Origin of the sequence: Psychroflexus sp. S27, from assembly GCF_002810405.1 — a bacterium.
Lineage (GTDB): Bacteria > Bacteroidota > Bacteroidia > Flavobacteriales > Flavobacteriaceae > Psychroflexus > Psychroflexus halocasei_A.
Genome location: NZ_NEXQ01000020.1, coordinates 199215 through 225825 on the forward strand (window position 1 = coordinate 199215; position 26611 = coordinate 225825).

Consider the following 26611-nt stretch of genomic DNA (forward strand, 5'->3'; position numbering starts at 1 on the left):
TTTATTTTCCTGTTACAACTTTTGGATAACGAATGATTTTATCGCCTAAAGTGTAACCTTTTTCAATAAGGTCAATAATTTTTCCTTTTAAATCATCAGAAGGAGCTGGAATTTGTGTGACAGCCTCATGTAAATCAGCATCAAAAGTATCGCCTGACTTTACAGCAATAGGTTCTAAACCTTTTGACCTCAATGTTTCTCTAAACTTATTGCTAATCAACTCTACTCCTGAAAAGCTTTCTTTATCTTTAGATTTTTTAAGTTCAACTAATGCTCTATCAAAATCATCTAAAATCGGCAATAAAGCTTGCATGACCTCTTCTCCAGCCGTTTTGAATAGCTCAATGCGTTCTTTACTGGTTCTTCTCTTATAGTTTTCAAACTCAGCAAATAAGCGTAGATACCTATCTTTTTCAGCATTTAAAGACTCCTCCAATTGCTCCTCTTTACTTAATTCTTTCTTTTCCTCTACATCTTGAGCCTCTTGCTCATCATGAGATTCTTTTTGATCAACATCTTTTTCTTCTTGAGGTTTTGATTGTACATCTACATCTTCCTTTTTAAGCTCTTGATCTATATCTTTTTGATTTTGCTCTTTTTTCATCACAAATAATTTAATTCTGTTATTTCAAATCCATTGCCACATTGATAATAATGTCAAAATGTCAGCGTAAAAAGTTTATAAGAATAAATTTAAAGTTTTAAAATAAGATGTAACTTTACAACAAAAATTACAAACATGAAACGATTAAGATTACCAATTTATGCCCTTGCATTTGGTCTGATTTTGACATCTTGTCAAAATACTGAAACAACAAAAACTTCTGAAAAAACTGAAGTTGCTGAAAAAAGTGAAAAAGCGACAATTTACACTCTTAACACAAGTGATTCTCATATAGAGTGGGAAGGAGCAAAACCAGCTGGAAAACACTATGGAAAATTAAGTTTTAAAGAAGGTGAAATTTCAGTCAATGGAAAAACACTTGAAGCTGGAAACTTCAAAATTGATATGGCTTCTATTACAGTTGAGGACTTAGAGGGTGATGACAAAAATGATCTTGAAATGCACCTTAAAGGAACTGCTCAAGGCAAAGAAGATCACTTTTTTGATATCAAAAATCACCCAGAAGCAAACTTTGAAATCACAAAAGTTAGCAAGACTGAATCAGGTCAGAAAATCAATGGAAACTTAACGATTAAAGGTGTGACTAAAAACATCAGTTTTCCTGCTGATTTAAGTTTTGATGATAATGAAAAAACATTGAAACTATCAACAAGTGAAGCTGTTGTTATTGACAGAACTGAATGGGGCATCAACTTTATGTCTAAATCGATTATGGACGATGTTAAAGACAAATTCATCAATGATGAAATCAAAATTAATTTTGTTTTAAAAGCTAAAAAGTAATAGAGTTTAGTTTTAGAATAAGAAAAAGGGCTGCAAATTAATTTGCAGCCCTTTTTTGGTTTTTAGTGAAATTTATTATGCTTCACCTGTGGGTCCGAAGTTAAGAGGAATATTCTGGCGTTCTTCTTTTTGAATTTCACCATGTCTCTTCTCATACTTATCGATATTATCCTTTAAAGCATTCAACAAGCGCTTTGCATGTTGAGGTGTTAAGATCACACGTGATCTGACTTTGCTCTTAGGCGTCCCAGGCATAACATTGACATAATCTAATACAAACTCAGTTGGTGAGTGATTAATAATCACGAGATTACTATAAATCCCTTGCGCGATATCTTCATCTAATTGAATATTTAGTTTCTGACGTTTATCGTCTTTTTGATCACTCATAACTTATTGTTTAATTAAAATTAACTTTTGTATCTTGATTTTGTTGCATCATTTCGTTTAACTCTTCTTTAGAACCAACGATGATGTCATCAAACTCTCTAAGGCCTGTTCCTGCAGGAATTTTATGTCCTACAATAACATTCTCTTTTAATCCTTCTAGCTTATCAACTTTACCACTCACTGCTGCTTCGTTAAGAACCTTAGTTGTTTCTTGGAAAGAAGCGGCTGATATGAATGATTTAGTTTGTAAAGAAGCTCTTGTAATTCCTTGTAATATTGGTTTTGCAGTTGCTGGCTCTACGTCACGTGCATCAACTAGGTTCTTGTCTTCACGTCTTAATAAAGAATTTTCATCTCTTAAATCACGTAAAGTGACAATTTGACCTGGTTTTAGGTTAACGCTATCACCTGCATCTTCAACAACCTTTTTACCAAAGATATTATCATTTTCTTCAATGAAGTCTTGCTTGTGAACCAATTGATTTTCAAGGAAAATAGTATCACCTGGATCTTGTATTTTCACTTTTTGCATCATTTGACGAACAACGACTTCAAAGTGCTTATCATTAATTTGTACACCTTGTAAACGGTAAACCTCTTGAACTTCATTGACTAAATACTGCTGAACAGCACTTGGCCCTTTAATATTCAAGATATCTTCAGGTGTTACTGAACCATCAGATAAAGGCATTCCTGCTCTAACATAATCATTTTCTTGAACAAGAATCTGATTTGAAAGTTTAACAAGATATTTCTTGATTTCACCTAGTTTAGACTCAACGATAATCTCACGGTTACCTCTTTTGATTTTTCCGAATGAAACAACACCGTCAATCTCACTGACAACAGCTGGGTTTGATGGGTTACGTGCTTCAAATAGCTCAGTCAATCTTGGAAGACCACCTGTAATATCACCAGCTTTAGATGATTTACGAGGAATCTTCACTAAGACTTTACCTATCTTAATACCTTCTTCATCATCCACCATTAAGTGAGCGCCAACTGGTAAGTTGTACGATCTGATGATTTCTCCTGAGTTATCTTTAATATGTAATGTCGGAATCTTACGTTTATTCTTAGATTCTGTAATTACTTTTTCTTCAAAACCAGTTTGTTCATCACTTTCAACTTCGTAAGTCACACCTTGTGTAATGTTTTCAAACTCAACTTGACCAGCAAATTCAGAAATAATCACACCATTATAAGGATCCCACTTACAAATAACATCACCTTTAGACACTTTTTGACCAGGTTTAACAAATATCTGAGAACCGTAAGGAATAACATTAGAACTTAATGTGATTCCGGATTTTTTATCAACAACTTTAGCTTCAGAAGTACGTGAAATCACGATATCCACTTCCTTACCTTCATTATCTTCACCTTTAACGGTTTTTAAATCTTCAATCTCAACAACACCGTCGTATTTAATTTCTAATTTACTTTCTTCAGAAATGTTTCCTGCAATACCACCCACGTGGAAAGTACGCAGTGTTAACTGAGTTCCTGGCTCACCAATTGATTGAGCAGCAACAACACCAACAGCTTCACCTCTTTGAACAGTTTTATTAGTTGCGAGGTTACGTCCGTAACACTTCACACAAATACCTTGTTTAGCCTCACATGATAGTGGAGAACGAACTTCAACAGAATTTAATGGAGATACCTCAATTTTATCAGCGATATCTTCCGTAATTTCTTCACCTGCAGAGACAATTAATTCTTGTGTAATTGGCTCAATAATATCATTAAGCGCTGTACGGCCAATGATTCTTGCACCAAGTTTTTCAACAACTTCTTCATTCTTCTTCAAGGCTTGAACTTCAATACCTCTTAAAGTTCCACAATCTGATTCTCTGACGATGACGTCTTGAGAAACATCAACCAAACGACGCGTTAAGTAACCAGCATCGGCAGTTTTAAGAGCCGTATCGGCAAGACCTTTACGAGCACCGTGAGTAGAGATAAAGTATTCTAGAATTGATAAACCTTCTTTAAAGTTTGCAAGAATTGGGTTTTCAATAATCTCTCCACCTCCTGCTGTCGATTTCTTAGGCTTAGCCATCAAACCTCTCATACCAGTTAACTGACGGATTTGTTCTTTAGAACCCCTCGCACCAGAGTCAAGCATCATAAATACAGAGTTGAAGCCTTGATCATCTTCACGAATACGCTTCATTGCAAGCTCTGTTAAGTTTGCATTTGTCGCAGTCCAGATATCAATAACTTGGTTGTAACGTTCGTTATTTGTAATCAGACCCATGTTATAGTTACCTGTAATACCTTCAACTTGGCTTTCAGCATCACGAATCATCTCTTGCTTTTCAGCTGGGATAATAATATCACCTAATGAGAATGAAAGTCCACCTCTAAAAGCAGAGTTATAACCAAGAGACTTAATCTTATCTAAGAACTCAGCTGTTTCAGGAACTGAAGTGACTTTAAGTACACGTGCAATAACGTCTCTCAAAGCTTTCTTTGTCATGACATCATTGACAAAACCAATTTGTTCTGGCGTTGCTTGATTAAACAAGACACGACCAACGGTTGTATCAATTATTTGGTTAACTAATTCGCCTTCGTCATTAAAATCTTTTGTTCTGATTTTAATACCAGCGTTTAGTGCAACACGGTTTTCGTTATAAGCAATTTCAACTTCTTCATCAGAATAAAAAGTCAGGCCTTCACCTTTCACTGGCTTTTCTTCAGTAGAAATTCTATGCTTTGTCATATAATATAATCCAAGAACCATATCCTGAGAAGGAACAGTAATTGGAGAACCATTTGCTGGGTTAAGGATATTGTGAGAAGCCAACATTAATAATTGTGCTTCAAGAATAGCCTCAGGCCCTAAAGGTAAGTGAACAGCCATCTGGTCACCATCAAAGTCGGCGTTAAATGCCGTACAAACTAATGGGTGAAGACTAATCGCTTTTCCTTCAATCAACTTAGGTTGAAAAGCTTGAATACCAAGTCTGTGAAGTGTAGGCGCACGGTTTAATAAGACCGGATGTCCTTTCAAGACATTTTCAAGAATATCCCAAACCACTGGTTCTTTCTTATCTATAATCTTCTTTGCTGACTTCACAGTTTTCACAATACCTCTTTCGATTAATTTACGAATGATAAAAGGTTTGTAAAGCTCTGCAGCCATGTCTTTAGGAAGACCGCACTCGTACATTTTCAATTCTGGTCCAACGACGATGACAGAACGTGCAGAATAATCAACACGCTTACCAAGTAAGTTTTGTCTAAAACGTCCTTGCTTACCTTTCAATGAATCTGAAAGTGATTTTAATGGTCTATTAGAATCTGTTTTAACAGCAGATGACTTTCTTGTGTTGTCAAACAATGAATCGACAGACTCCTGAAGCATACGTTTTTCGTTACGTAAAATAACCTCAGGTGCTTTGATTTCCATCAAACGCTTTAAACGGTTGTTACGGATAATCACACGACGGTAAAGATCATTCAAGTCAGAAGTAGCGAAACGACCTCCATCTAATGGTACTAAAGGACGTAATTCTGGTGGTATTACCGGAATTGCCTTCATGATCATCCATTCTGGATTGTTTTCACGATTTTCTTTTGAATCTCTTAAAGCTTCAACAACCTGAAGTCTTTTCAGCGCTTCAGTCTTACGTTGTTTTGAAGTTTCATTATTTGCTTTGTGTCTTAAATCGTAAGATAATTGATCAAGATCAATACGTCTTAAAATTTCTAATAAGCACTCAGCACCCATTTTGGCGATAAACTTATTAGGATCATCATCATCAAGCATTTGATTGTCCTGAGGAAGCGTCTCTAAAATATCAAGATATTCTTCTTCAGTTAAGAAATCCATTTTATTGATTTCTTCACCCTCAGCATTTTTAGCAATACCAGGCTGAACGACGACATATCTTTCATAATAAATGATCATATCGAGCTTCTTAGAAGGAATTCCAAGAAGGTAACCAATTTTGTTAGGTAAAGATCTGAAATACCAGATGTGTGCAACAGGAACAACTAAATTGATATGTCCGACGCGATCACGACGCACTTTCTTTTCAGTGACTTCAACACCACAACGGTCACAAACGATACCTTTGTAACGGATTCTTTTATATTTACCACAAGCACATTCGTAATCTTTAACTGGGCCAAAAATACGCTCACAGAAAAGGCCATCACGTTCAGGCTTATGTGTTCTATAGTTAATAGTTTCAGGTTTAAGCACTTCACCTCTAGAAGCAGAAAGTATACTTTCTGGAGATGCTAAACCTATTGAGATTTTATCAAATCTCGGTTGTGTATTCTTTTCATTATTTCTTGCCATAATACAAGTTGCTAAAGAATTATTCTAAAAATTTATTACTAACAATTATTACTTGTTATCCCCTTCAAGTTGGATATCTAATCCAAGTCCTTTTAACTCATGCATTAATACATTGAAAGACTCTGGTAATCCTGGTTCTGGCATTGGCTCACCCTTAACGATTGCTTCGTAAGTTTTAGCTCGACCGATCACATCATCAGATTTAACAGTTAAGATTTCTCTTAACGTGCTTGATGCGCCATAAGCCTCAAGTGCCCAAACCTCCATTTCACCAAAACGCTGACCACCAAACTGTGCTTTACCACCTAATGGCTGCTGCGTAATCAATGAATAAGGCCCGATAGATCTCGAGTGCATCTTATCTTCAATCATGTGACCAAGTTTCAGCATGTAAATCACACCAACAGTTGCTGGTTGATCAAAACGCTCACCTGTACCACCATCATAAAGGTATGAATGTCCGAAACGTGGAATACCAGCTTCGTCAGTCAATTCATTGATATGATCTAGAGAAGCACCATCAAAAATAGGTGTTGCGAACTTCTTACCTAATTTTTGACCAGCCCAACCAAGAACAGTTTCATAAATCTGACCGATGTTCATACGAGAAGGTACACCCAGTGGGTTTAAAACAATATCAACCGGTGTTCCATCATCTAAGAAAGGCATATCTTCTTGACGTACAATCTTAGCAACAATACCTTTGTTACCGTGACGTCCTGCCATCTTATCACCTACTTTAAGTTTACGTTTTTTAGCAACATAAATTTTAGCAAGTTTTAAAATTCCTGATGGAAGTTCATCTCCAACAGTAATTGTAAACTTCTCACGTCTTAAAGAACCTTGTAAATCGTTTTGTTTGATTTTATAGTTATGCAACAAGTCAGCAACAAGTGAGTTTGTTTTAGCATCTGTTGTCCAAGTTCCTCTTGTTAAATGAGAAAAATCTTCAACTGAGTTCAACATCTTTTGTGTGTACTTTTTACCTTTAGGAAGAACATCTTCACCTAAATCATTTTGTACACCTTGAGCTGTTTTGCCACCAACAAGAGAGAAAAGTTTTTCGATAAGAATGTTTCTTAATTCTTCAAACTTCACCTCAAATTTAGATTCTAACTTCTCAATTTCTTGCTTATCTTGAGCACGTCTGCGTTTGTCTTTAACAGCACGTGAAAATAATTTTTTATCAATAACAACACCGTTTAATGAAGGAGAAGCTTTTAATGATGCATCTTTAACATCACCGGCTTTATCACCAAAAATAGCGCGCAATAATTTTTCTTCTGGCGTTGGATCGCTCTCACCTTTTGGTGTAATCTTACCAATTAAGATATCACCTGGCTTGATTTCTGCACCAACACGGATCATTCCATTTTCATCAAGGTCTTTTGTTGCCTCTTCTGAAACGTTAGGAATATCACTTGTCAATTCTTCATTACCAAGCTTTGTATCTCTGACTTCAAGAGAGTACTCATCAATATGAATAGATGTCAAGATATCATCACGAACAACTTTTTCAGATATTACAATAGCATCCTCAAAGTTATAACCTTTCCATGGCATAAAGGCCACTTTCATGTTACGACCAAGTGCTAATTCACCTTTTTCAGTTGCGTAACCTTGACAAAGAACCTGTCCTTTATCAACTCGATCACCAATTTCTACAATTGGCTTCAAGTTGATAGATGTTCCTTGGTTCGTTCTTCTAAACTTAATAAGATCATAAGTTTTAGAATCAGTATCAAAGCTAACAAGTCTATCATCATCAGTACGATCATACTTGATTGTGATCTGTCGTGCATCAACATATTCAACCACACCTGGACCTTCAGCGTTAATCAACACTCGAGAATCTTGTGCAACACGTCTTTCAAGACCTGTTCCAACGATTGGTGAATCAACACGCAATAATGGAACTGCTTGACGCATCATGTTAGATCCCATCAAAGCACGGTTGGCATCATCATGTTCCAAGAATGGAATTAAAGATGCTGAGATTGATGAAATCTGGTTAGGTGCAACATCAACGTAGTGAACCTCTTTAGGATCTACAACTGGGAAGTCACCTTCCATACGTGCAATAACCTTTTCGGCATCAATCACGTTATCCTTTGTTAAAGGAATATTTGCTTGAGCAATTAATTTATCTTCTTCTTCTTCAGCAGAAAGATAAAGTGGTTCTGATTCAAAATCAATTTTACCATCTTCTACTTTACGATAAGGCGTTTCGATAAAGCCCATCGAGTTGATCTTTCCATAAACAGACATGGAAGAAATCAGACCAATGTTTGGTCCCTCAGGTGTTTCAATAGGACATAAACGACCATAATGCGTATAATGTACATCTCGCACCTCAAAGCCAGCTCTTTCACGTGATAGACCTCCTGGCCCTAAAGCTGATAAACGACGTTTGTTTGTCAGTTCAGCAATTGGGTTGGTTTGATCCATAAATTGAGACAATTGGTTTGTCCCAAAGAAAGAGTTAATGACAGATGAAAGCGTCTTCGCGTTGATCAAGTCAATAGGTGTAAACACCTCGTTGTCACGAACATTCATTCTTTCACGAATCGTACGTGCCATACGTGCTAGACCAACACCAAACTGTTGAGATAATTGCTCACCAACTGTACGTACACGACGGTTAGATAAGTGATCAATATCATCAACTTCTGCTTTAGAGTTAACTAACTCGATTAAATATTTAATAATAGTGATGATATCATCATTAGTCAATACACGACTTTCCATGCTGATATCAAGACCTAATTTTTTATTCATTCTGTAACGACCAACTTCACCTAAGTTGTAACGTTGCTCACTAAAGAAAAGTTTATCGATAATGCCACGCGCAGTTTCCTCATCAGGCGGCTCAGCATTACGAAGTTGACGGTAAATATGCTCTACAGCTTCTTTTTCAGAGTTTGTAGGATCTTTTTGCAATGTGTTATAAATAATTGCATAATCACCTGTCGTATTATCTTCTTTATGAAGTAAGATTGTTTTAGAACCTGTTTCTAAAACTTCTTCAATATGTTCTTTTTCAAGAATTGTATCTCGATCAAGAACGATTTCATTTCTTTCGATAGAGACCACCTCCCCTGTATCTTCATCAACAAAGTCTTCATACCAAGTATTTAGGACTCTTGCAGCAAGGCTTCTACCAATATGTTTTTTTAATCCTGTTTTTGAAACTTTAACCTCTTCTGCTAGGTCAAAGATTTCAAGAATGTCTTTATCACGCTCGTAACCAATCGCTCTAAAAAGCGTTGTTACTGGAAGCTTTTTCTTACGGTCGATATAAGCATACATGACAGAGTTGATATCTGTTGCAAACTCAATCCATGATCCTTTAAAAGGAATAACTCTGGCAGAGTAAAGTTTAGTTCCGTTAGCATGAAATGATTGTCCAAAAAAGACACCTGGTGAACGGTGAAGCTGAGATACAACAACACGTTCAGCACCATTTATGACAAAAGTACCACTAGGTGACATGTAAGGTATTGTTCCTAAATAAACATCTTGAACGATAGTTTCAAAATCTTCGTGCTCAGGATCAGTACAGTAAAGTTTTAATCTTGCCTTTAAAGGCACGCTATATGTTAAACCACGCTCAATACACTCTTGAATAGAGTAACGCGGAGGGTCGACGAAATAATCTAAAAATTCTAATACAAACTGATTTTTTGTGTCTGTAATAGGGAAGTTTTCTTTGAAGGTTTTGTATAAACCTTCGTTAGATCTTTCTTCTGGCTTAGTTTCAAGTTGAAAAAAATCTTGAAAGGATTTGACTTGTATGTCAAGAAAATCTGGATAATCGGGTTGATTAACCGAAGAAAAACTGATACGATTGTTTTGCAATGCTAACATCTAAAGAAAGAATTTAATGCTTTTTCTCAAAAGCAAAATTAACCAAAAAATAATGTGTTTTCACACCCTACGTATAAATACGCAAAATGGTTTAGACCTACAGATTAATATCTGAGGTCTAAACCTATAAATCTAAGTGAACTTAAATTACTTAAGCTCAACCTCTGCTCCTGCTTCTTCTAATTGAGCTTTTAAAGCTTCAGCTTCGTCTTTTGAAACACCCTCTTTTACTGGAGCTGGTGCGCCATCAACTAATGCTTTAGCATCTTTTAATCCTTGACCTGTTAATTCTTTAACAAGTTTTACAACTGCTAATTTTGAACCACCAGCTGCTTTAAGAATAACATCAAATTCTGTTTGCTCTTCAGCTTCAGCACCACCATCTGCAGCACCTCCACCAGCAACAGCTACTGCCGCAGCAGCAGGCTCAATGCCATATTCTTCTTTTAAAATATCAGCTAACTCATTAACTTCTTTTACTGTTAAGTTAACTAATTGTTCTGCGAAATCTTTTAAATCTGCCATTTTCTATCGTTTTAAAAAAAATTATTATTTAGTATTTAGTGTATTTTATTCTGTTTTTTCTGAAAGTGTTTTCAACACACCTGATAATGTTTGTCCGCTCGACTTAAGAGCTGAAATAACATTTTTAGCAGGCGATTGTAACAAGCCAACAATATCTCCGATAACTTCTTCCTTAGACTTGATATTAACAAGTGCTTCTAAGTTTTCATCACCAATATAGACGGCCTCTTCAACGTAAGCACCTTTCAATACAGGCTTATCGTTTTTCTTTCTGAAATTTTTAATAATCTTAGCTGGAGCATTTCCAGTTTCTGATAACATAATTGAAGTGTTACCAACTAAAGTTGTATTTAACTCTTCAAACTCTTTATCAGAAGCCTCCATTGCTTTTGCAAGGAGTGTATTCTTAACCACCATTAGCTTCACATCAGCCTTAAAACAAGCACGTCTAAGAGCTGTCGTAGAACCCGCATCTAAGCCAGAAATATCTGCTAAGTAGATGCTCGATGTTTCGGCTAACTTTGCAGTTATGTCTTCAATTACTTTTGATTTTTCTTCTCTTGTCATAACTTAAATTATTGCTCAGTAAACCTTTTTGTATCGATTTCTATACTCGGACTCTGCGTTGCTGTCATAAAAATACTCTGAATATAAGTACCTTTAACAACCTGAGGCTTAAGTTTTACCAATGTCGTTAATAATTCTCTTGCATTGCCTGCAATCTGATCTTTATCAAAAGATGCTTTACCGATAGCTGCGTGGATAATTCCTGATTTCTCAACTCTAAAGTCAATCTTACCAGCTTTTACATCAGCAACAGCTTTAGCGATATTCATCGTTACCGTACCAGTTTTAGGGTTTGGCATTAAACCTCTTGGTCCTAAAACACGACCTAAGGGACCTAATTTACCCATCACACTTGGCATAGTCACAATCACATCAACATCCGTCCAACCACCTTTGATTTTCTCAAGGTACTCATCAAGACCAACGTAATCTGCACCAGCATCTTTAGCTTCTTGCTCTTTATCAGGCGTTACTAAAGCTAAGACTTTAACATCTTTACCAGTTCCGTGAGGAAGCGTTACAACACCTCTCACCATCTGATTTGCTTTACGAGGATCAACATTAAGTTTAACAGCTAATTCAACAGACTCGTCGAAATTAGCAGAAACAACATCCTTCAACAAACCAGCTGCTTCAGCAACAGTATAAGTAGATGTCTTATCTATTTTACTGATTGCTTCTTTTCTCTTTTTCGTAAGTTTTGCCATTTGTCTTTATTTTAGAACGGTGCATTACCTTTTACTGTTATACCCATAGATCTCGCTGTCCCTGCAACCATTTTCATTGCAGACTCAATCGTAAAAGCATTTAAATCTTGCATTTTATCTTCTGCAATAGCCTTTACCTGATCCCAAGTCACACTTGCTATCTTCTGTCTATTTGGCTCTCCAGAACCTTTTTTAGATTTTGATGCTGACAATAACTGTACAGCAGCTGGAGGAGTCTTAATAATAAAGTCAAAAGACTTATCCTTAAAAACAGTGATAACAACCGGAAGAACTTGACCAGCTTTATCTTGTGTTCTACCATTGAATTGCTTACAGAATTCCATGATATTAACACCGGCAGCACCTAAAGCAGGACCAACTGGTGGCGACGGGTTAGCGGCACCTCCACGAACCTGAAGCTTAACTACTTTACTTACTTCTTTTGCCATTTTTGTTAAATTTAATTTGGATTACAGACAGAGGGAAGCAATGTTTGCCTGCAATTCATTATTTAGTGTAACACTTATATTTTCTCTACTTGCATATAGCTAAGCTCAACTGGTGTTTTACGACCAAAGATTTTAACCATAACCTGAAGTTTTCTTTTATCTTCGTTCACTTTTTCAATCGTTCCAGTGAAACTATTAAAAGGACCATCGATCACTTTTACAGACTCACCAATTGAATAAGGAATCGCAACTGTCTCGCTTTGAACAGCAAGATCATCAACACGACCCAACAGACGATTTACTTCTGACTTTCTCAATGGAACAGGATCACCACCTTTGGTTTCACCTAGAAACCCAATCACACCATTAACATTTTTAATAACGTGAGGAACTTCACCCTCAAGATTGGCCTGAACCATAATATAACCAGGAAAGAAAACTTTTTCTTTATTGACTTTTTTTCCATTGCGAATCTGAACTACCTTTTCAGTAGGCACCAAGATATCGTCAACATACTCCTCAAGACCTTGAGAAGCAATTTCCTTCTCTATATAATCTTTTATCTTATTTTCAGATCCACTAATAGATCTTACAACATACCACCTCTTCAAACTAGCGTCCGCCATCAATTAAAATTTTACCCAATTATAATACTGCTTGATAAGACCACTAAAAAGCTCATCGATTCCCCATATCGCTAAAGAGAATAAAATTGAAAAAACTGCAACAACAACCATTAGTCGTTGCGCCTCACTAGCCGTTGGCCAAGTGACGTGGTTTTTAAGCTCATCATATGAGCCAGATAGATATGATTTAAAATTTGCCATCTTCGTTAAGATTTGCACGGGTTGAGAGGCTCGAACTCCCGACACCTGGTTTTGGAGACCAGTGCTCTACCAACTGAGCTAAACCCGTAAATTATTGGTTTGCAAATAAACTAAAAATATTTTAAATACAAAACAATTTAAGTCAAAAAAATTAAGGTGCCGAATAGACACCTTAATTTCATATATTCTAACAGACTAAATTAGTCTAAAATTTCAGTTACCTGACCAGCACCAACTGTACGACCACCTTCTCTAATTGCGAATCTTAATCCAACATTTAAAGCAATTGCTTGTAACAATTCAACTGTAATCGTTAAGTTATCACCTGGCATAACCATTTCTACACCATCAGGTAAAGATATTGTACCTGTAACATCAGTTGTTCTTACATAGAACTGAGGTCTGTAGTTATTATGGAATGGCGTGTGACGACCACCCTCTTCTTTCTTCAAGATATAAACCTCTGCTTTGAATTTAGCGTGAGGCGTAACAGAACCTGGAGTTGTAATAACCATCCCACGTGTAATCTGAGACTTCTCAATACCTCTCAATAAGATACCAACGTTATCACCAGCTTCACCTCTATCAAGAATCTTACGGAACATCTCAACACCTGTGATTGTTGATTTCAATTTTTCAGCACCCATTCCGATGATGTCAATTGTATCACCCGTGTTAGCAACACCAGTCTCAATACGACCAGTTGCAACAGTACCACGACCTGTAATTGAGAATACATCTTCAATTGGCATTAAGAAATCTTTGTCAACATCTCTTTCTGGCTGCTCGATATACTCATCAACAGCATCCATCAACTCCATAATTTTTTCAGCCCACTTCTCATCACCATCTAAAGCACCAAGAGCAGAACCAGAAATAACAGGAGCGTTATCACCATCATATTCGTAGAAAGAAAGTAAATCTCTCACTTCCATTTCAACTAATTCTAATAATTCTTCGTCATCTACTAAGTCAACTTTGTTCAAGAAAACAACAATTTTAGGAATACCAACCTGGCGTCCTAATAAGATGTGCTCACGTGTTTGTGGCATTGGACCGTCAGTCGCAGCACAAACTAAGATAGCACCATCCATTTGAGCAGCACCAGTTACCATGTTCTTTACGTAATCGGCGTGACCTGGACAGTCAACGTGTGCGTAGTGACGATTTGCAGTTTGATATTCAACGTGAGAAGAGTTAATAGTAATACCACGCTCTTTTTCCTCAGGCGCGTTATCAATCTGATCATAAGCACTCGCTTCAGAGTAACCTTTATCAGCAAGAACCTTAGTGATTGCTGCAGTTAATGTCGTTTTTCCGTGATCGACGTGACCAAGCGTACCAATGTTTAAGTGCGGTTTGGAACGATCAAAATTTTCCTTTGCCATAGTAGTAATTATTTAATAATCTTAGTTTATATATAGTGTTCAATATTATTAACCACGTAAAAGTCACCAAAAATAAATTTTGAGACTTATATGAGCCAACGACGAGAATTGAACTCGTGACCTCTTCCTTACCAAGGAAACGCTCTACCCCTGAGCTACGTCGGCAAAAAATTAAAGAGCGGGAGACCGGGTTCGAACCGGCGACATTCAGCTTGGAAGGCTGACGCTCTACCAACTGAGCTACTCCCGCGTATTCTTCATTTTTCCGACTTGGTTGTGGGGAGAGCAGGATTCGAACCTGCGAAGTCGAAAGACAGCAGATTTACAGTCTGCCCTCGTTGGCCGCTTGAGTATCTCCCCGAGTAATTGTGAGCCGATGGAGGGACTCGAACCCACGACCTGCTGATTACAAATCAGCTGCTCTAGCCAGCTGAGCTACATCGGCTTTTCAATATGTCAAAACTACTTTCGTTTAACGGAGTGCAAATATATGTCCGATATTTAAATCTGCAAAATAAAAAACATATTTTTTTTTACTTTTTTTCATTTTTGTTTTTAGAAATTGATCTAGGATGCTTATTCCTAACGACTTGCTTCAATTTGACTAAATTATTTTTTGTGTAATGTTGTGTAGATGCCAAACTATCATGTCCCATCAATTCTTTAATCGATACCAAATCTGCTCCTTTCTCAAGTAAATGTGTGGCAAAACTATGCCTTATCATGTGAGGACTGCATTTTTGTTTAACTGAAACCGATTTAAAATAAGCATGAACAACTCTGTAAATCAAATTAGGATAAGCTTGCTTGCCTTTCTCTGTTGTGATTAAATATGTTGTCCTAGATTCGGCCTTATCATTCTTTCTATTGATATGTTCCTTGATCTTATTTAATAAACTTTCTGAGGCTGGAATTAATCTTTCTTTGTTTCTCTTTCCAAGAACTTTGATTTGTTTTTGAGAAAAATTGATATCGGAGATTTCTATATTCATCAATTCTTGGCGCCGCATCCCTGTTGCATAAAGAATTTCAACAATCAACTGGTCTCTTTGTCCTTGCCAAGTTTCTGTATCAAACAAATCAAAAACACCATTGATTTCTTTTGAGCTAAACGCTAACTCTTGTTGCTTTTGACTTTTAAGAGATTTATGAGAGGCCATCGGGTTTTTCTTAATCTCCCCTATTTTTAATAAGTAATTATAAAACACCTTAAGACTTGTCAACTTTCGGTTAATCGTACTTTTACTAAGATCTTGATCAAACAAATGAACTATCCAGGAACGTATCATCGGGTATTGAACCTCATCAAGCTGATTTGAATCATATGTTTGAATCACATATTTCTGAAAAGAGACCAAATCAGCGCGATAAGCTGTCAAGGTGTGCTTGGCGTATTTCTTTTCGAAAGCTAAATAATCAAGAAATTTAGAAACGTAATCCATATTGACAAATTTAGACAATTTATAGCTTATTCTAAATTCATAAAAAAAGCAGCTTCATCAACTGAAACTGCTTCAAATTATTTATTAAAGTACAATTTATTAAGTTGCAGGTTTATAATCTTTATTATCAATTATCATTTTTGATAAAATTTCTTTGAGTATTTCTGAAGTTCCTCCACCTATAGGACCAAGTCGGCTATCACGAAGCATTCTTGCAAGCGGATATTCTTCAATATAACCATAACCTCCTAAAAACTGAAGACAATCGTAAATGGTTTCATCAGCAACTTTAGTCGATTGTAATTTAGACATCGTTGCTTCTTTTACAACATATTCACCCGCATCTAAGCGTTTAGCTGTTGTGTAATTAAAGTTTTTAGAAATTTCAACTTCTGTTGCGCGTTCAACAATGCGATGACGCAATGCTTGAAATTGATTGATTGACTTGCCGAATGCTTCGCGTTCGGACATATACTGCAAGGTATATTCAATCGCATATTCTGCTCTTGCATGTGCGTTGATTCCCATAATTAAACGCTCAAGTGCAAAGTGTTGCATGATGTATGGAAAACCCATATCTTTTTCCCCCATCAATTGAGACTTCGGTATTTTGACATTATCAAAAGATAATTCAGCAGTGTCAGAAGCTCTCCACCCAAGTTTATTTAATTTAGTTGCATTGATGCCTGGCGTGTCACTATCGACGATGAACATACTGATGCCCTTACCTCCTTTCTCTGGGGAAGTTTTTGCTGCAATCACTAAATAATCCGCGTAAACACCATTTGTGATAAATGTTTTCGATCCATTAAGTATATAATGATCACCTTCGTCTTTAGCTGTTGATCGCATCGCTGCAACATCAGATCCACCAAAAGGCTCTGTAATACATAAGCCTCCTATTTTTTCGCCAGCGATAGAAGGCGCTAAATACTTCTCCTTGATATCATCAGAACCTTCTTTATTCACGTGTGTCATGGCCAAATAAGCATGTGCCCAAATCGCAGCAGCAAAACCGCCAGAATTGATACGCTGAAGCTCTTCAAGTAAAATCACTGTATAAAATAAATCAAGATCTAAGCCGCCATACTTTTCTGGATAAGCCAAACCGAAATAACCCATTTCGCCAAACTTCTCCCATATAAAGCGCTCAATTTTGCCATCTTTCTCCCATTTATCAATATGAGGAGCAACTTCTTTTTTAAGAAAAGCTCTCAAGCTTTCCCTAAACATGTCGTGCTCTTCTGTAAAATACAATCTATTCATTCTCTTTTAGTTTTAAATATAGTTTCAATTGTGGGATTTGATAAGCTTTAAAGTCTTGAATTTTAGACAGTTCTTCAAAACTTTCAATACCACCTCTTAATTTGATAAAAGTATTAATTTCTCTCGCTAATTCATAATCGAAATACGGAACATCTGCTAATTCGATTACACTTGCTTTATTAATGTTAATTCTAGGAATTTCATTCCCAGACTTTACAGTCATTTTTGCAAGAATCTTTGCTTCAAGTTCTGCTTTTAAACCATAAATATCTTTGAGTTGACTATCACCCCTAAAGCCACCTATTTTGTTTCGATAACGCAAGATACGTTGAGACAAAACAGAGCCAATTCCAGATATCTCAGTTAAATCATCAGCTTCAACTTTGTTCAAATCTTTTTTCGCTGTGTAACTCAATTCACTTGGTTGTGACCTTCTGTTTTCTCGCTCTCTAGCTTGCTGCTCAATCACCCAATCGGGAAATTTAAAGTATTTAGAATACTTATTCAGCCAAGTTTGAGAAACACCTGTCACTTTCTGAAAATCTTCCACAGAGTTGATCCATTGATCAGCTTCTCTATAAGCTTTTAATTTATCATACTCAGCAGGCTTCATCTCTAAACGATAAGATTTCTCATCGGTTATAAAATTAGGGTTAAAAGGATAAATTTTCGGAACATAAGGCTTGTTTTGTTCTTTTTTTAACGAATCCAAAAGAACATTCATGCGGTCTTGTGCTTTCTTGTCAAGTTGAAATATGTCTTTAGGTTTTGAATAAGTATTAACGAGATAAATGCCAACACAGCCGATAATCAAGATGCCGATAAAAATCAAAATCCCATTTCGATCAGTTTTACTCATCACAAAATGGGATTTAAGTTTCATATTTTTTATTTTAATCAAGCATTCTTCTTAAAAAGCTTACCTGTTTTTAAATCTGATAAATATTGTCGTAGGTCTTTACGGACTTCTCCTGATAAAATATAAAGTCCAATAATATTAGGGAATGACATCGCAAGAATCATCATATCTGAAAAGTCAAGAACTGCGCCTAAACTTGCAGAAGACCCCACGATAATGAAAAGCAAGAATAAAATTTTATAAACAAATTCTGTCTTCTTTCCTCTTCCAAAAATATAAGACCAAGCTCTCATTCCGTAATAAGACCAGGAGATCATTGTTGAAAAAGCGAATAAGAACACAGCCAATGCTAACACATAAGGAAACCAAGAAATCACACTACCGAAAGCATCAGTTGTCAACTGTACACCTGAAACACCTTCCACTTCGTGCATTCCTGTAAAAATCAATACCAAAGCTGTTAAGGTACAAACGACAACTGTATCGATAAATGGTTCCAATAAAGCAACAAAACCTTCAGAAGGTGGATGATGCGTTTTTGCAGCAGAGTGAGCAATTGCAGCAGAACCAACACCAGCTTCGTTTGAGAAAGCTGCACGCTGGAAACCAACAATTAAAACACCTATAAAGCCACCTTTAAGCGCGCCTGGTGAAAAAGCACCATTAATAATCGCTGAAATTGCAGGTCCAAGATTTTCAATATTGATAAAAATAACGATTAATGCGCCGATGATATAAACCAAAGCCATGACAGGCACGACTTTACCAGTTACGTTTGCAATACTATTGATTCCGCCAATAATAACAACACCAACAAGGATAGCCAAGAAAACACCAAAAGCAAATCCATGGCCATCTAAAAATGGAATTTGATTAGACAATATGGCATAAGATTGGTTGGACTGGAACATATTTCCACCTCCAAAAGAAGCGCCAATAGCAAGAACAGCAAAAAAGGCTGCTAAAAATTTACCCAGTTTCGTCAGGTTTCTCTTTTCAAGACCATAACGCAAATAGTTCATCGGGCCTCCAAAGATTCGCCCCTCTTTACCAATAAATCTGTACTTAACACCAAGTGTACATTCTACAAATTTAGATGACATCCCGAGCAAACCCGCAACAACCATCCAAAACGTAGCGCCTGCACCACCTAAAGAAACAGCAACAGCAACACCCGCAATATTTCCTAAACCAACTGTTGCAGAAACAGCAGTTGATAAAGCTTGAAAATGCGTAATACGACCTGGCGCGTTCGGATCATCATATTTTCCTTTTGCTAAATCAAGCGCATGTCTAAAACCTCTGAAATTGATGAAGCCCATTTTTAAAGTAAAAAATAATGCTCCCAAAACTAGCCAAACGACAATAAAGGGTATTCCTTTTGTTTTTTTAGTGCCATTAGCATTGAGTAAAGCTATTGGTTCATCATATTTTACTTCAGCAAATTTATGCGCATTTTGTTGAATAACATGTGATTTATTGTCAGGATTATAAATCATCTCTCCTTCTTCAACAAGATGTTTCAGTTGACCAGATGTGGTGGCTTTTACTTCAACATCACCCAAGTCTCCTCTTGAGATTATCGCAATAGGATCTCCTTCATTAATTCGAGTTCCCTTTTTGACCAACCACTTTTTTAATTTAAATTGATTTGAAGTCCCAGCTGTCCAGCCTGGTACAAAAATAAGTTTTGAATCAGAGTACATCACAGGATCATAAATTCCGACTGCAGCAAACGGATCCCAGAATAAAACTGAACCAAGTCCATCAACTGCTGGCTTTAGCGTTCCGTTTAATTTCTCTGTAATTGACTCTGCTTTTAATTCATAAGTCACCTCTTTTTTCAAACCATTAGCATCCTCAATCACAATTGTATAAGACATACCTTCAACCAAGTTTGTAGAAATTGATGATGATAAAGGCGTGTCTGGGTTTGACCAAAAATATTCATAAGGTTCTTGACCTCCGGAAACATGAAGTTCTATTTGTCCGTCATTAATCGTTTTTGAAGGATTGATTAAATCGGCTTTAACTTCTAATTCCTGAGAAAAACTCGTTAAACTTAAAAAAGAAATGAGTAGTAATAGGAAGTATCTATGGGTCATCTGAATGTTAATTTTATATAAAATACATCGCAATATATAAAATTGTTTAATCTCATCTAAGAAATTAATTGATTAATCTAGCTTAATATCAATGAATCCCTTAAAGATCGAAAACTGAGCTTCTTTTTGTTGAAACTAAATCTTTAAGTCTCAACCAGAAAGCCAAGATTAAGTAAGCGACAAAGCCCATCCCGAAAGTTGCAAAAGAACTATAAATAAAAAACAAACGTACCCACTTAGCTCTGATCCCTAGACGATCAGCTAAACGACTGCTGACATAAAACCCACGTCGCTCTAGAAAAAAACGAAGCTTTTCGATTTGTTTATTCATCCTCTCACTAATTTGAGTCCAAAATTACAACTTAAACAGCGATTAAGATCACAATAATTCTTCTTTAAATGTATCAAGGCTTGTGTTTCTAGAGCTGAATTCATTTGATGACGCCTCAGTTTTTCAAACTTTTGAATAATAGAATTTTGTTCTGGCTTAATGCTATTGATCAATTTAAAGATATGCTCTTCAAATTCCAATTGCCCTAAATGCTGATAGTAAGCGAATTCCAAAGGAATGATTGCGTTGATCATCATTAAATCTACAAAAGAGTGACTTAATTTTTTAGGTGACTTTTTAGACTCTTTTTGAAAAGTATAATGTGTTTTCCAGAAATCAGACACTTCAACCTTAAAGAAATCTCTTGCCGACTTTTGAGAATCGATATGCATCAATGCTTCACAAAGATGACTTGATTTAGACAATAATGCTGCCAACTGTGCCAATCGAATGCTCGGAAAGTTAGAAGGTCGTAACCTGAAAAATTCCAATACTTCTTGCCTCGGTTTTAAATCATATTTCACTTTTAAAAATTGATAGTCTTTCTGGAGCTGCTTGACGTAAATTTCATCAGAATCTTCAGGAAGTAAACCAGATTGGCCAAATATAAGCGCTTCTATTTGTGATTGATTCCCTTGTAATTTCTGTATGATTTTAAAATCAAAGCTTTGCGCAATATTCAAAAATTGATTTCCGTTGGAATTCAGTCCAAAGTTTTTAGCCAAGAATTGAAAGCACACAGCATCCCAATGGTTTTTGGTTTTCACCAATAAATCTTGAACCAATTGAGATTTTTCTTCTAAACGTTCAATATAAATCCGCTCCAACCAGTGATCGAAAGTGAATTTTGAAAATGTGTGAAAATCTTGAGCGCAATTAATCCACTTTTTATCATTTTGAGAGAGCAAAAGTTTATAATTTTTTAAGGCTTCAGCGTTCACAAAATCAGAAATAACTAATGTTGAGATTGGATTTTGGTTGAAATCAAAAACTTCAAGATCGTGTTCCCATACAATATGCAAAATCACATTATTGTAATTTGAATCTGTTTCGTGTTTGTGCGCGTACCAATCTGATGATTTGATATGAATTTCAATTTGTCCTGCCCATTTCTGACCATTGATTTCTATAATGGCTTCTTTGAAATCAGGGCCAGACTCACTTTTGTTATGATAGCCTTTTTGGATCACGTGCAGCTTTTCACCATCTGTTGTTTGAAGGTGTAGTGTATCAAGCTTTTGATACTGCCAGACGTAATGCAAAAAATCTTCATTCATGCTTTAAATGTGAAAAATCTTTATTAAAATTTTCTATAAAATGATTCACCCATTTTTGATATTGCTTCGCACTAGGATGCAAGTCATCTTCAGCTAACATTTCTTTTTCAGAGTTGATTTCAGACGAAAGATCAGTAACATCATAAAATGGAATTTCATATAATTCACAGAGTTGTTTTGCGTAAGCATTATATTGGTTAAGCTCTTCTCTGATGTTTTTTTTATCAGATTTTTTGGCAAATGTTGTCGTGCTATAATCTGGGATTGACACAACAAAAACACCTTTGGTTTTATGTTTTGAAAAGTGAATCGCTTTATTAAGAAGTTCTTGAAATTCTTCTTTATAAACTTCTAAAGCAATTGATTGATATTGATTGTTAACACCTATGAGAAGAGAAACGAGATCATAAGAAGCATCAGCGATATTTTCAGATGCAATAGCAGAAATCAGCTCATCGGTTCGCCAGCCTGTTTTAGCGATGGTTTTAGGGTTTTTAATATTGAAATCATGTTCTTGAGAGTCTTTCATTAAGAGATGAGGCCAAGATTTTTCAAGTGGTACGGATTCACCAATGGTATAAGAATCACCGAGTGCCAAATAGCTTATCTGAGGTTGTGCCATAGAAATTTGTATTGTTAGGTATAAAAGAAATGCGAATTTAAAATGCATCAATTTGTTTTGATATTCTAAGTTACAAAAAGTTTTCGGTTATCTGTTACCTGTTGTCGGTTGTTCGTGGTTCGTGTAATCGTTTATTCGACTATTCCTTTATTCGGTTATCTGTTCTCGGTAATCAGTTTTCTGTTATCAGTTCGATTTCTCAGGACACACGATCCACGACTTTTTGACCCATGACTAAATCAGTTTTCGGTTGTCGGTTTTCAGTTTACCGTTTTCTGTTCTCTGTTGTTAGTTGATCGTTTATAGTTTTTCGATTTCCGTGTAATCGTTTATTCGACTATTCGATTATTCGGTAATCAGTTTTCTGTTATCAGTTCGATTTCTCAGGACACACGATCCACGACTTTTTGATCCACGACTAATTCAGTTGTCGGTTGTCGGTTTTCAGTTTATCGTTTTCTGTTTTCTGTTGTTAGTTGATCGGTTATAGTTTTTCGTGTATTCGTGTAATGGTGTAATCGTGTCTTGCAAAATATCTGTCATTCTGGAAAACATCGACGATAGGAGATATTTATTCAGAATCTCACGATTTATAAAGACATCAGGTTAGACATAAGACTTTTGAAATCTAGCATCTCATATCTAGTGTCTGTTTATCTTTTAAACAGAATAATATAAGAAATAGTCTGTCAAACAAGCGAAAGTGCGTTTTGCATTTTCGCAAAAAAGAGCATGAAGCACAGTTTGAACAGCGGTTTCACGAAACGATAGTGAAGTGAAAATTTCCTCATTTTATTCTTGATTTTTTGCTTCGTTTTTTATCAAGAAAAAATGAAGGGAATACATTTAATAGGTTATCGGTTATCGGTTGTCTGTGACTTGTGATTCGTGATTGGTGAATAGTGAATCGGTTTTCTGTTCTCAGTTTTTCGTTCTCAGTTTTTCGTTCTCAGTTTACAGTTATCGGTTTACAGTTATCTGTCATTCTGCCCCGCCCCGAATAACTCGGGGGTCGGGATCAGAATCTCATGAGTTGTTAGTCCCGAGTTATTCGGGATAAATTCGTTAATTTGCTGATTCGTGTATTTGTGAATTCGTTAGTCCCGATCCCGAATGGTCGGGAGGATTGATTCGATTTTTACACTATAAGCGGTAGGCTTTAGGCGGTATGTTTTAAACCTCATATCATTATTGTTTAGTGAGAGGAATAATATAAGAAATAGTCTGTCAAACAAGCGAAAGTGCGTTTTGCATTTTCGCAAAAAAGAGCATGAAGCACAGTTTGAACAGCGGTTTCACGAAACGATAGTGAAGTGAAAATTTCCTCATTTTATTCTTGATTTTTTGCTTCGTTTTTTATCAAGAAAAAATGAAGGGAACTTCTATTGATATTCCCTCTTCTTTTCCATTGCCGAAAAGAAGCACCCCGAAGGCTCGGGACTACGAAAGTCTAGGCTTACGAACTTAATGCTAAATTGTATGTTCATAAGCTAAATTTTAGGAAACTCACCTGATTCCATCAGGCTTAAACAGCCTAAAATTTAACGCTTATTTCACTGCCAATTTTACACATTATTTTCGATAGGCCGTTGTCTTCAATTATGAATTTAAAATTTTAAATTTTGAATGACTCTTATCCCTGCTAGGAAGTTTGCAATAGCTCAAAACAACGAAAATGAGTTAAGAAAGCAAATGACTAATTTAAAGAAATACCTGTGGCTTTCGCGAAAGTGCTTGACGAAGTCATAAGCATGTAGCGAAAAAGACATCAGGGGTTTTGCATAGTGCAACGAAGCAAAAATTTCATAAAAATTTAGTCTAGATTTTTTTGTTTCGTTTTTTCATCAATGGAAAAAATGAAAGAAATCACTATGTAATATTCAATAATGATTTAAAGGAAGACTTCGATACAATTATTAATTCGTCTCCAATTGATGGTATTCTGAATGACACTCCCATACTCGTGTCTTCAGAATGACAAGAATAAAGATGAGATACTGAATCGCACTTCGCCTATGGCGGCGTTTGTTCAGCATGACAGTACTAATTTAGAATTCAAAATTCTAAATTCTGAATTTCTAAAGTCTCACCACTCAAAAACTCATTGACTCAAAAACCCACTTCTCACCACTCACCTCTCACCTCTCACCTCTGTTATCTAAAATCTATTTCTCAAAAACATCAAAGACTGCGCTTCTGATTCTTTCTAAATCTTTTGGTTCTAAATTAGACCCACTTGGTAGGCAGAGGCCTTTTTCAAAGAGTGTTTCTGCGACATCACTTCCGTAATAGTCGGCGTCTTTAAAAAATGGCTGCATATGCATAGGTTTCCATAAAGGGCGGGTTTCTATATTTTCCTTTAATAAAGCTAAACGAATATCCTCTCTTGTAACACCTGCTTTTTCTGGATGTATCAAAACTGTGGATAACCAACGATTACTTTTCAAGCCTTCAGATTCTTCAAGAAATTCAAAGCCTTTTAATTTTGAAAGCTCTTTAAGATAAAAATCATAATTTGAACGTCTAGCCGCAACTCGATCTTCAATCACCTCCAGCTGCCCACGACCTATACCAGCTGCAACATTCGACAGGCGGTAATTAAACCCGAGTTCTGAATGTTGATAATGCGGGGCTTCGTCTCTGGCTTGTGTTGAATAGAATATAGCTTTCTGCTTTTCCTCTTCTGTCTGGCAAACTAAAGCGCCTCCGCCTGAAGTTGTGATGATTTTATTACCATTAAAAGATAAAATACCATAATCGCCTAAGCTTGCGCAGTTTCTTCCTTTATACTGACTCCCCAAGGCTTCAGCGGCATCTTCTATTACTGGAATATCATATTCTTTTGCAATAGCATTCACCTCATCTGCTTGATAAGGCATCCCATATAAATGAACGCCAATAATGGCTTTGGGCTTTTTACCATGCTTTTTAATAGTGCCTTCTATGGCTTTTTTAAGGTGAACCGGACAAATATTCCAGGTTTCCTCTTCGCTATCTACAAAAACAGGATGCGCGCCTTGATAAATAATCGGATTGGCCGAAGCTGAAAATGTCATCGATTGACAAATGACATAATCATCTCTTTGAACACCTGCCAAAATCAAAGCTAAATGAATAGCTGAAGTCCCTGAACTCAATGCAGCTACAGACTTATTTGAGTTGACATATTGTGAAAGTTCTTTTTCAAAATGATTAACATGTGGACCAAGAGGAGCAATCCAATTGGTTTCAAAGGCTTCATTGACGTATGCTTGCTCTTTCGTTCCCATATGTGGGGAAGAGAGCCATATTTTTTCATTCATATTTTTAATGCTTGTTTGTTAGATGAGTTAGTGAACAACAAAAGTATAAATTTAAAGCTAATTAGGAGTTTCTGAGTTGATAGTTTTTTGGAGGTTCGTGTTTCGTATATTCGTGTATTCGTGGTTCGTGATTCGTGATTGGTGAATAGTGACTAGTGAATCGGTTTTCTGTTGTCTGTGATTTGTGATTCGTGACTAGTGACTAGTGAATCGGTTTTATTTAACTCTAAAATCTCAATATAACTCAAGTGACTAATTTAAAGAAATACCTGTGGATTTCGCGGAAGTGCATCACGATAGTGATAAGCATGAAGCGAAAAAGACATCAGGGGTTTTGCATAGTGCAACGAAGCAAAAATTTCATAAAAATTTAGTCTAGATTTTTTTGTTTCGTTTTTTCATCAATGGAAAAAATGAAAGAAATCACTATGTAATATTCAATAATGATTTAAAGGAAGACTTCGATACAATTATTAATTCGTCTCCAATTGATGGTATTCTAAATGACACTCCCATACTCGTGTCTTCAGAATGACAAGAATAAAGATGAGATACTGAATCGCACTTCGCCTATGGCGGCGTTTGTTCAGCATGACAGTAGTTTACGTTTTGTCATTCTGCCCCGCCCCGAATAACTCGGGGGTCGGGATCAGAATCCCATGCTTTGTTAGTCCCGAGTTATTCGGGATAAATTCGTGTATTCCTTTGTCCCGATCCTTCGGGATTGATTCGCTAGTCCCGATCCCGAATGGTCGGGAGGATTGTTTCTCCCGATCCTTCGGGATTGCGTCAAGGAAAATGAAAGGAACTTCTATTGATGTTCTTTTACTTTTTTTCATTGCCAAAAAAAGTAACAAACCCCGAAGGCTCGGGACTAGCTTATTTTTCTGTTTTAGAAAAGCAACGAAAGCATCTCTGCCCCCGCAACGCGAACCGTTTCACTCGCGCATTGCTCCCTCTG

General features: G+C 36.3%; 20 protein-coding genes and 5 tRNA genes. 1 reads left to right on the forward strand and 24 read right to left on the reverse strand.

Features of this window, described 5'->3' with window-relative positions; all coding sequences use genetic code 11:
* Window position 1: 1 nt before the first annotated feature.
* Window positions 2-604 carry a nucleotide exchange factor GrpE gene (locus tag CAP47_RS05105; protein ID WP_100775665.1) on the reverse strand — a complete coding sequence of 201 codons (603 nt, stop codon included), beginning with the start codon at window positions 602-604 and terminating at the stop codon, window positions 2-4.
* Between the two features lie 135 nt (window positions 605-739).
* Here CAP47_RS05105 and CAP47_RS05110 point away from each other — a divergent pair, with 135 nt between their 5' ends.
* A complete protein-coding gene (locus CAP47_RS05110) occupies window positions 740-1408 on the forward strand; it encodes a YceI family protein (protein WP_100775666.1) in 669 nt (222 codons plus the stop codon).
* Between the two features lie 75 nt (window positions 1409-1483).
* Here the strand turns inward: CAP47_RS05110 and CAP47_RS05115 are convergent, their stop codons facing one another.
* The 23 genes from CAP47_RS05115 to CAP47_RS05225 all read right to left on the reverse strand — a co-directional run bounded on the left by CAP47_RS05115 (window position 1484) and on the right by CAP47_RS05225 (window position 25650).
* On the reverse strand, window positions 1484-1798 hold the full coding sequence (locus CAP47_RS05115; RefSeq protein WP_093244422.1) for a DUF3467 domain-containing protein: 315 nt from the start codon (window positions 1796-1798) through the stop codon (window positions 1484-1486).
* 10 nt (window positions 1799-1808) lie between these two features.
* On the reverse strand, window positions 1809-6116 hold the full coding sequence (rpoC, locus tag CAP47_RS05120) for a DNA-directed RNA polymerase subunit beta' (RefSeq protein WP_100775667.1): 4308 nt from the start codon (window positions 6114-6116) through the stop codon (window positions 1809-1811).
* A 48-nt stretch (window positions 6117-6164) separates the two neighbouring features.
* On the reverse strand, window positions 6165-9983 hold the full coding sequence (rpoB, locus tag CAP47_RS05125) for a DNA-directed RNA polymerase subunit beta (RefSeq protein ID WP_093244420.1): 3819 nt from the start codon (window positions 9981-9983) through the stop codon (window positions 6165-6167).
* Between the two features lie 147 nt (window positions 9984-10130).
* A complete protein-coding gene (gene rplL / locus CAP47_RS05130; protein ID WP_093244419.1) occupies window positions 10131-10508 on the reverse strand; it encodes a 50S ribosomal protein L7/L12 in 378 nt (125 codons plus the stop codon).
* 45 nt (window positions 10509-10553) lie between these two features.
* Entirely contained in the window at window positions 10554-11075 is a 522-nt protein-coding gene (gene rplJ, locus CAP47_RS05135) for a 50S ribosomal protein L10 (protein ID WP_093244418.1), read from the reverse strand.
* Window positions 11076-11083: 8 nt separating this feature from the next.
* Entirely contained in the window at window positions 11084-11782 is a 699-nt protein-coding gene (gene rplA / locus CAP47_RS05140) for a 50S ribosomal protein L1 (protein ID WP_100775668.1), read from the reverse strand.
* An 11-nt stretch (window positions 11783-11793) separates the two neighbouring features.
* A complete protein-coding gene (gene rplK / locus CAP47_RS05145; protein ID WP_100775669.1) occupies window positions 11794-12231 on the reverse strand; it encodes a 50S ribosomal protein L11 in 438 nt (145 codons plus the stop codon).
* A 74-nt stretch (window positions 12232-12305) separates the two neighbouring features.
* Window positions 12306-12857, reverse strand: a complete 552-nt coding sequence (gene nusG, locus CAP47_RS05150; protein ID WP_093244415.1) for a transcription termination/antitermination protein NusG — start codon at window positions 12855-12857, stop codon at window positions 12306-12308.
* 3 nt (window positions 12858-12860) lie between these two features.
* The gene (gene secE, locus CAP47_RS05155) at window positions 12861-13058 is read right to left on the reverse strand and encodes a preprotein translocase subunit SecE (RefSeq protein WP_093244414.1); all 198 of its coding nucleotides are present in this window, start codon (window positions 13056-13058) and stop codon (window positions 12861-12863) included.
* 15 nt (window positions 13059-13073) lie between these two features.
* Window positions 13074-13146: transfer RNA gene (locus CAP47_RS05160), tRNA-Trp, on the reverse strand.
* A gap of 112 nt (window positions 13147-13258) precedes the next feature.
* A complete protein-coding gene (tuf, locus tag CAP47_RS05165) occupies window positions 13259-14446 on the reverse strand; it encodes an elongation factor Tu (RefSeq protein WP_100775670.1) in 1188 nt (395 codons plus the stop codon).
* A gap of 93 nt (window positions 14447-14539) precedes the next feature.
* A tRNA-Thr gene (locus CAP47_RS05170) sits at window positions 14540-14611 on the reverse strand.
* Window positions 14612-14623: 12 nt separating this feature from the next.
* Window positions 14624-14696: transfer RNA gene (locus CAP47_RS05175), tRNA-Gly, on the reverse strand.
* 27 nt (window positions 14697-14723) lie between these two features.
* Window positions 14724-14806, reverse strand: a tRNA-Tyr gene (locus tag CAP47_RS05180).
* An 11-nt stretch (window positions 14807-14817) separates the two neighbouring features.
* Window positions 14818-14891 (reverse strand) — tRNA-Thr (locus CAP47_RS05185).
* 88 nt (window positions 14892-14979) lie between these two features.
* Window positions 14980-15888: a tyrosine-type recombinase/integrase gene (locus tag CAP47_RS05190; protein WP_100775671.1), complete on the reverse strand. Its 909-nt coding sequence runs from the start codon at window positions 15886-15888 to the stop codon at window positions 14980-14982.
* Between the two features lie 99 nt (window positions 15889-15987).
* Entirely contained in the window at window positions 15988-17154 is a 1167-nt protein-coding gene (locus CAP47_RS05195) for an acyl-CoA dehydrogenase family protein (protein WP_093244411.1), read from the reverse strand.
* Window positions 17147-18037: a helix-hairpin-helix domain-containing protein gene (locus CAP47_RS05200; protein WP_093244410.1), complete on the reverse strand. Its 891-nt coding sequence runs from the start codon at window positions 18035-18037 to the stop codon at window positions 17147-17149. Before CAP47_RS05200 ends, CAP47_RS05195 begins: the two co-directional genes overlap by 8 nt.
* Before the next feature lie 14 nt (window positions 18038-18051).
* The gene (locus CAP47_RS05205; protein ID WP_093244409.1) at window positions 18052-20118 is read right to left on the reverse strand and encodes an amino acid carrier protein; all 2067 of its coding nucleotides are present in this window, start codon (window positions 20116-20118) and stop codon (window positions 18052-18054) included.
* Window positions 20119-20218: 100 nt separating this feature from the next.
* Complete coding sequence (locus CAP47_RS05210; RefSeq protein ID WP_100775672.1) at window positions 20219-20449, reverse strand: PspC domain-containing protein; 231 nt, start codon at window positions 20447-20449, stop codon at window positions 20219-20221.
* The gene (locus CAP47_RS05215) at window positions 20446-21726 is read right to left on the reverse strand and encodes a DUF2851 family protein (RefSeq protein WP_100775673.1); all 1281 of its coding nucleotides are present in this window, start codon (window positions 21724-21726) and stop codon (window positions 20446-20448) included. The genes CAP47_RS05210 and CAP47_RS05215 overlap by 4 nt, the downstream gene beginning before the upstream one ends.
* Entirely contained in the window at window positions 21719-22396 is a 678-nt protein-coding gene (locus CAP47_RS05220) for an SGNH/GDSL hydrolase family protein (RefSeq protein WP_100775674.1), read from the reverse strand. The genes CAP47_RS05215 and CAP47_RS05220 overlap by 8 nt, the downstream gene beginning before the upstream one ends.
* A 2117-nt stretch (window positions 22397-24513) precedes the next feature.
* On the reverse strand, window positions 24514-25650 hold the full coding sequence (locus tag CAP47_RS05225) for a DegT/DnrJ/EryC1/StrS family aminotransferase (protein WP_100775675.1): 1137 nt from the start codon (window positions 25648-25650) through the stop codon (window positions 24514-24516).
* Window positions 25651-26611: the final 961 nt, after the last annotated feature.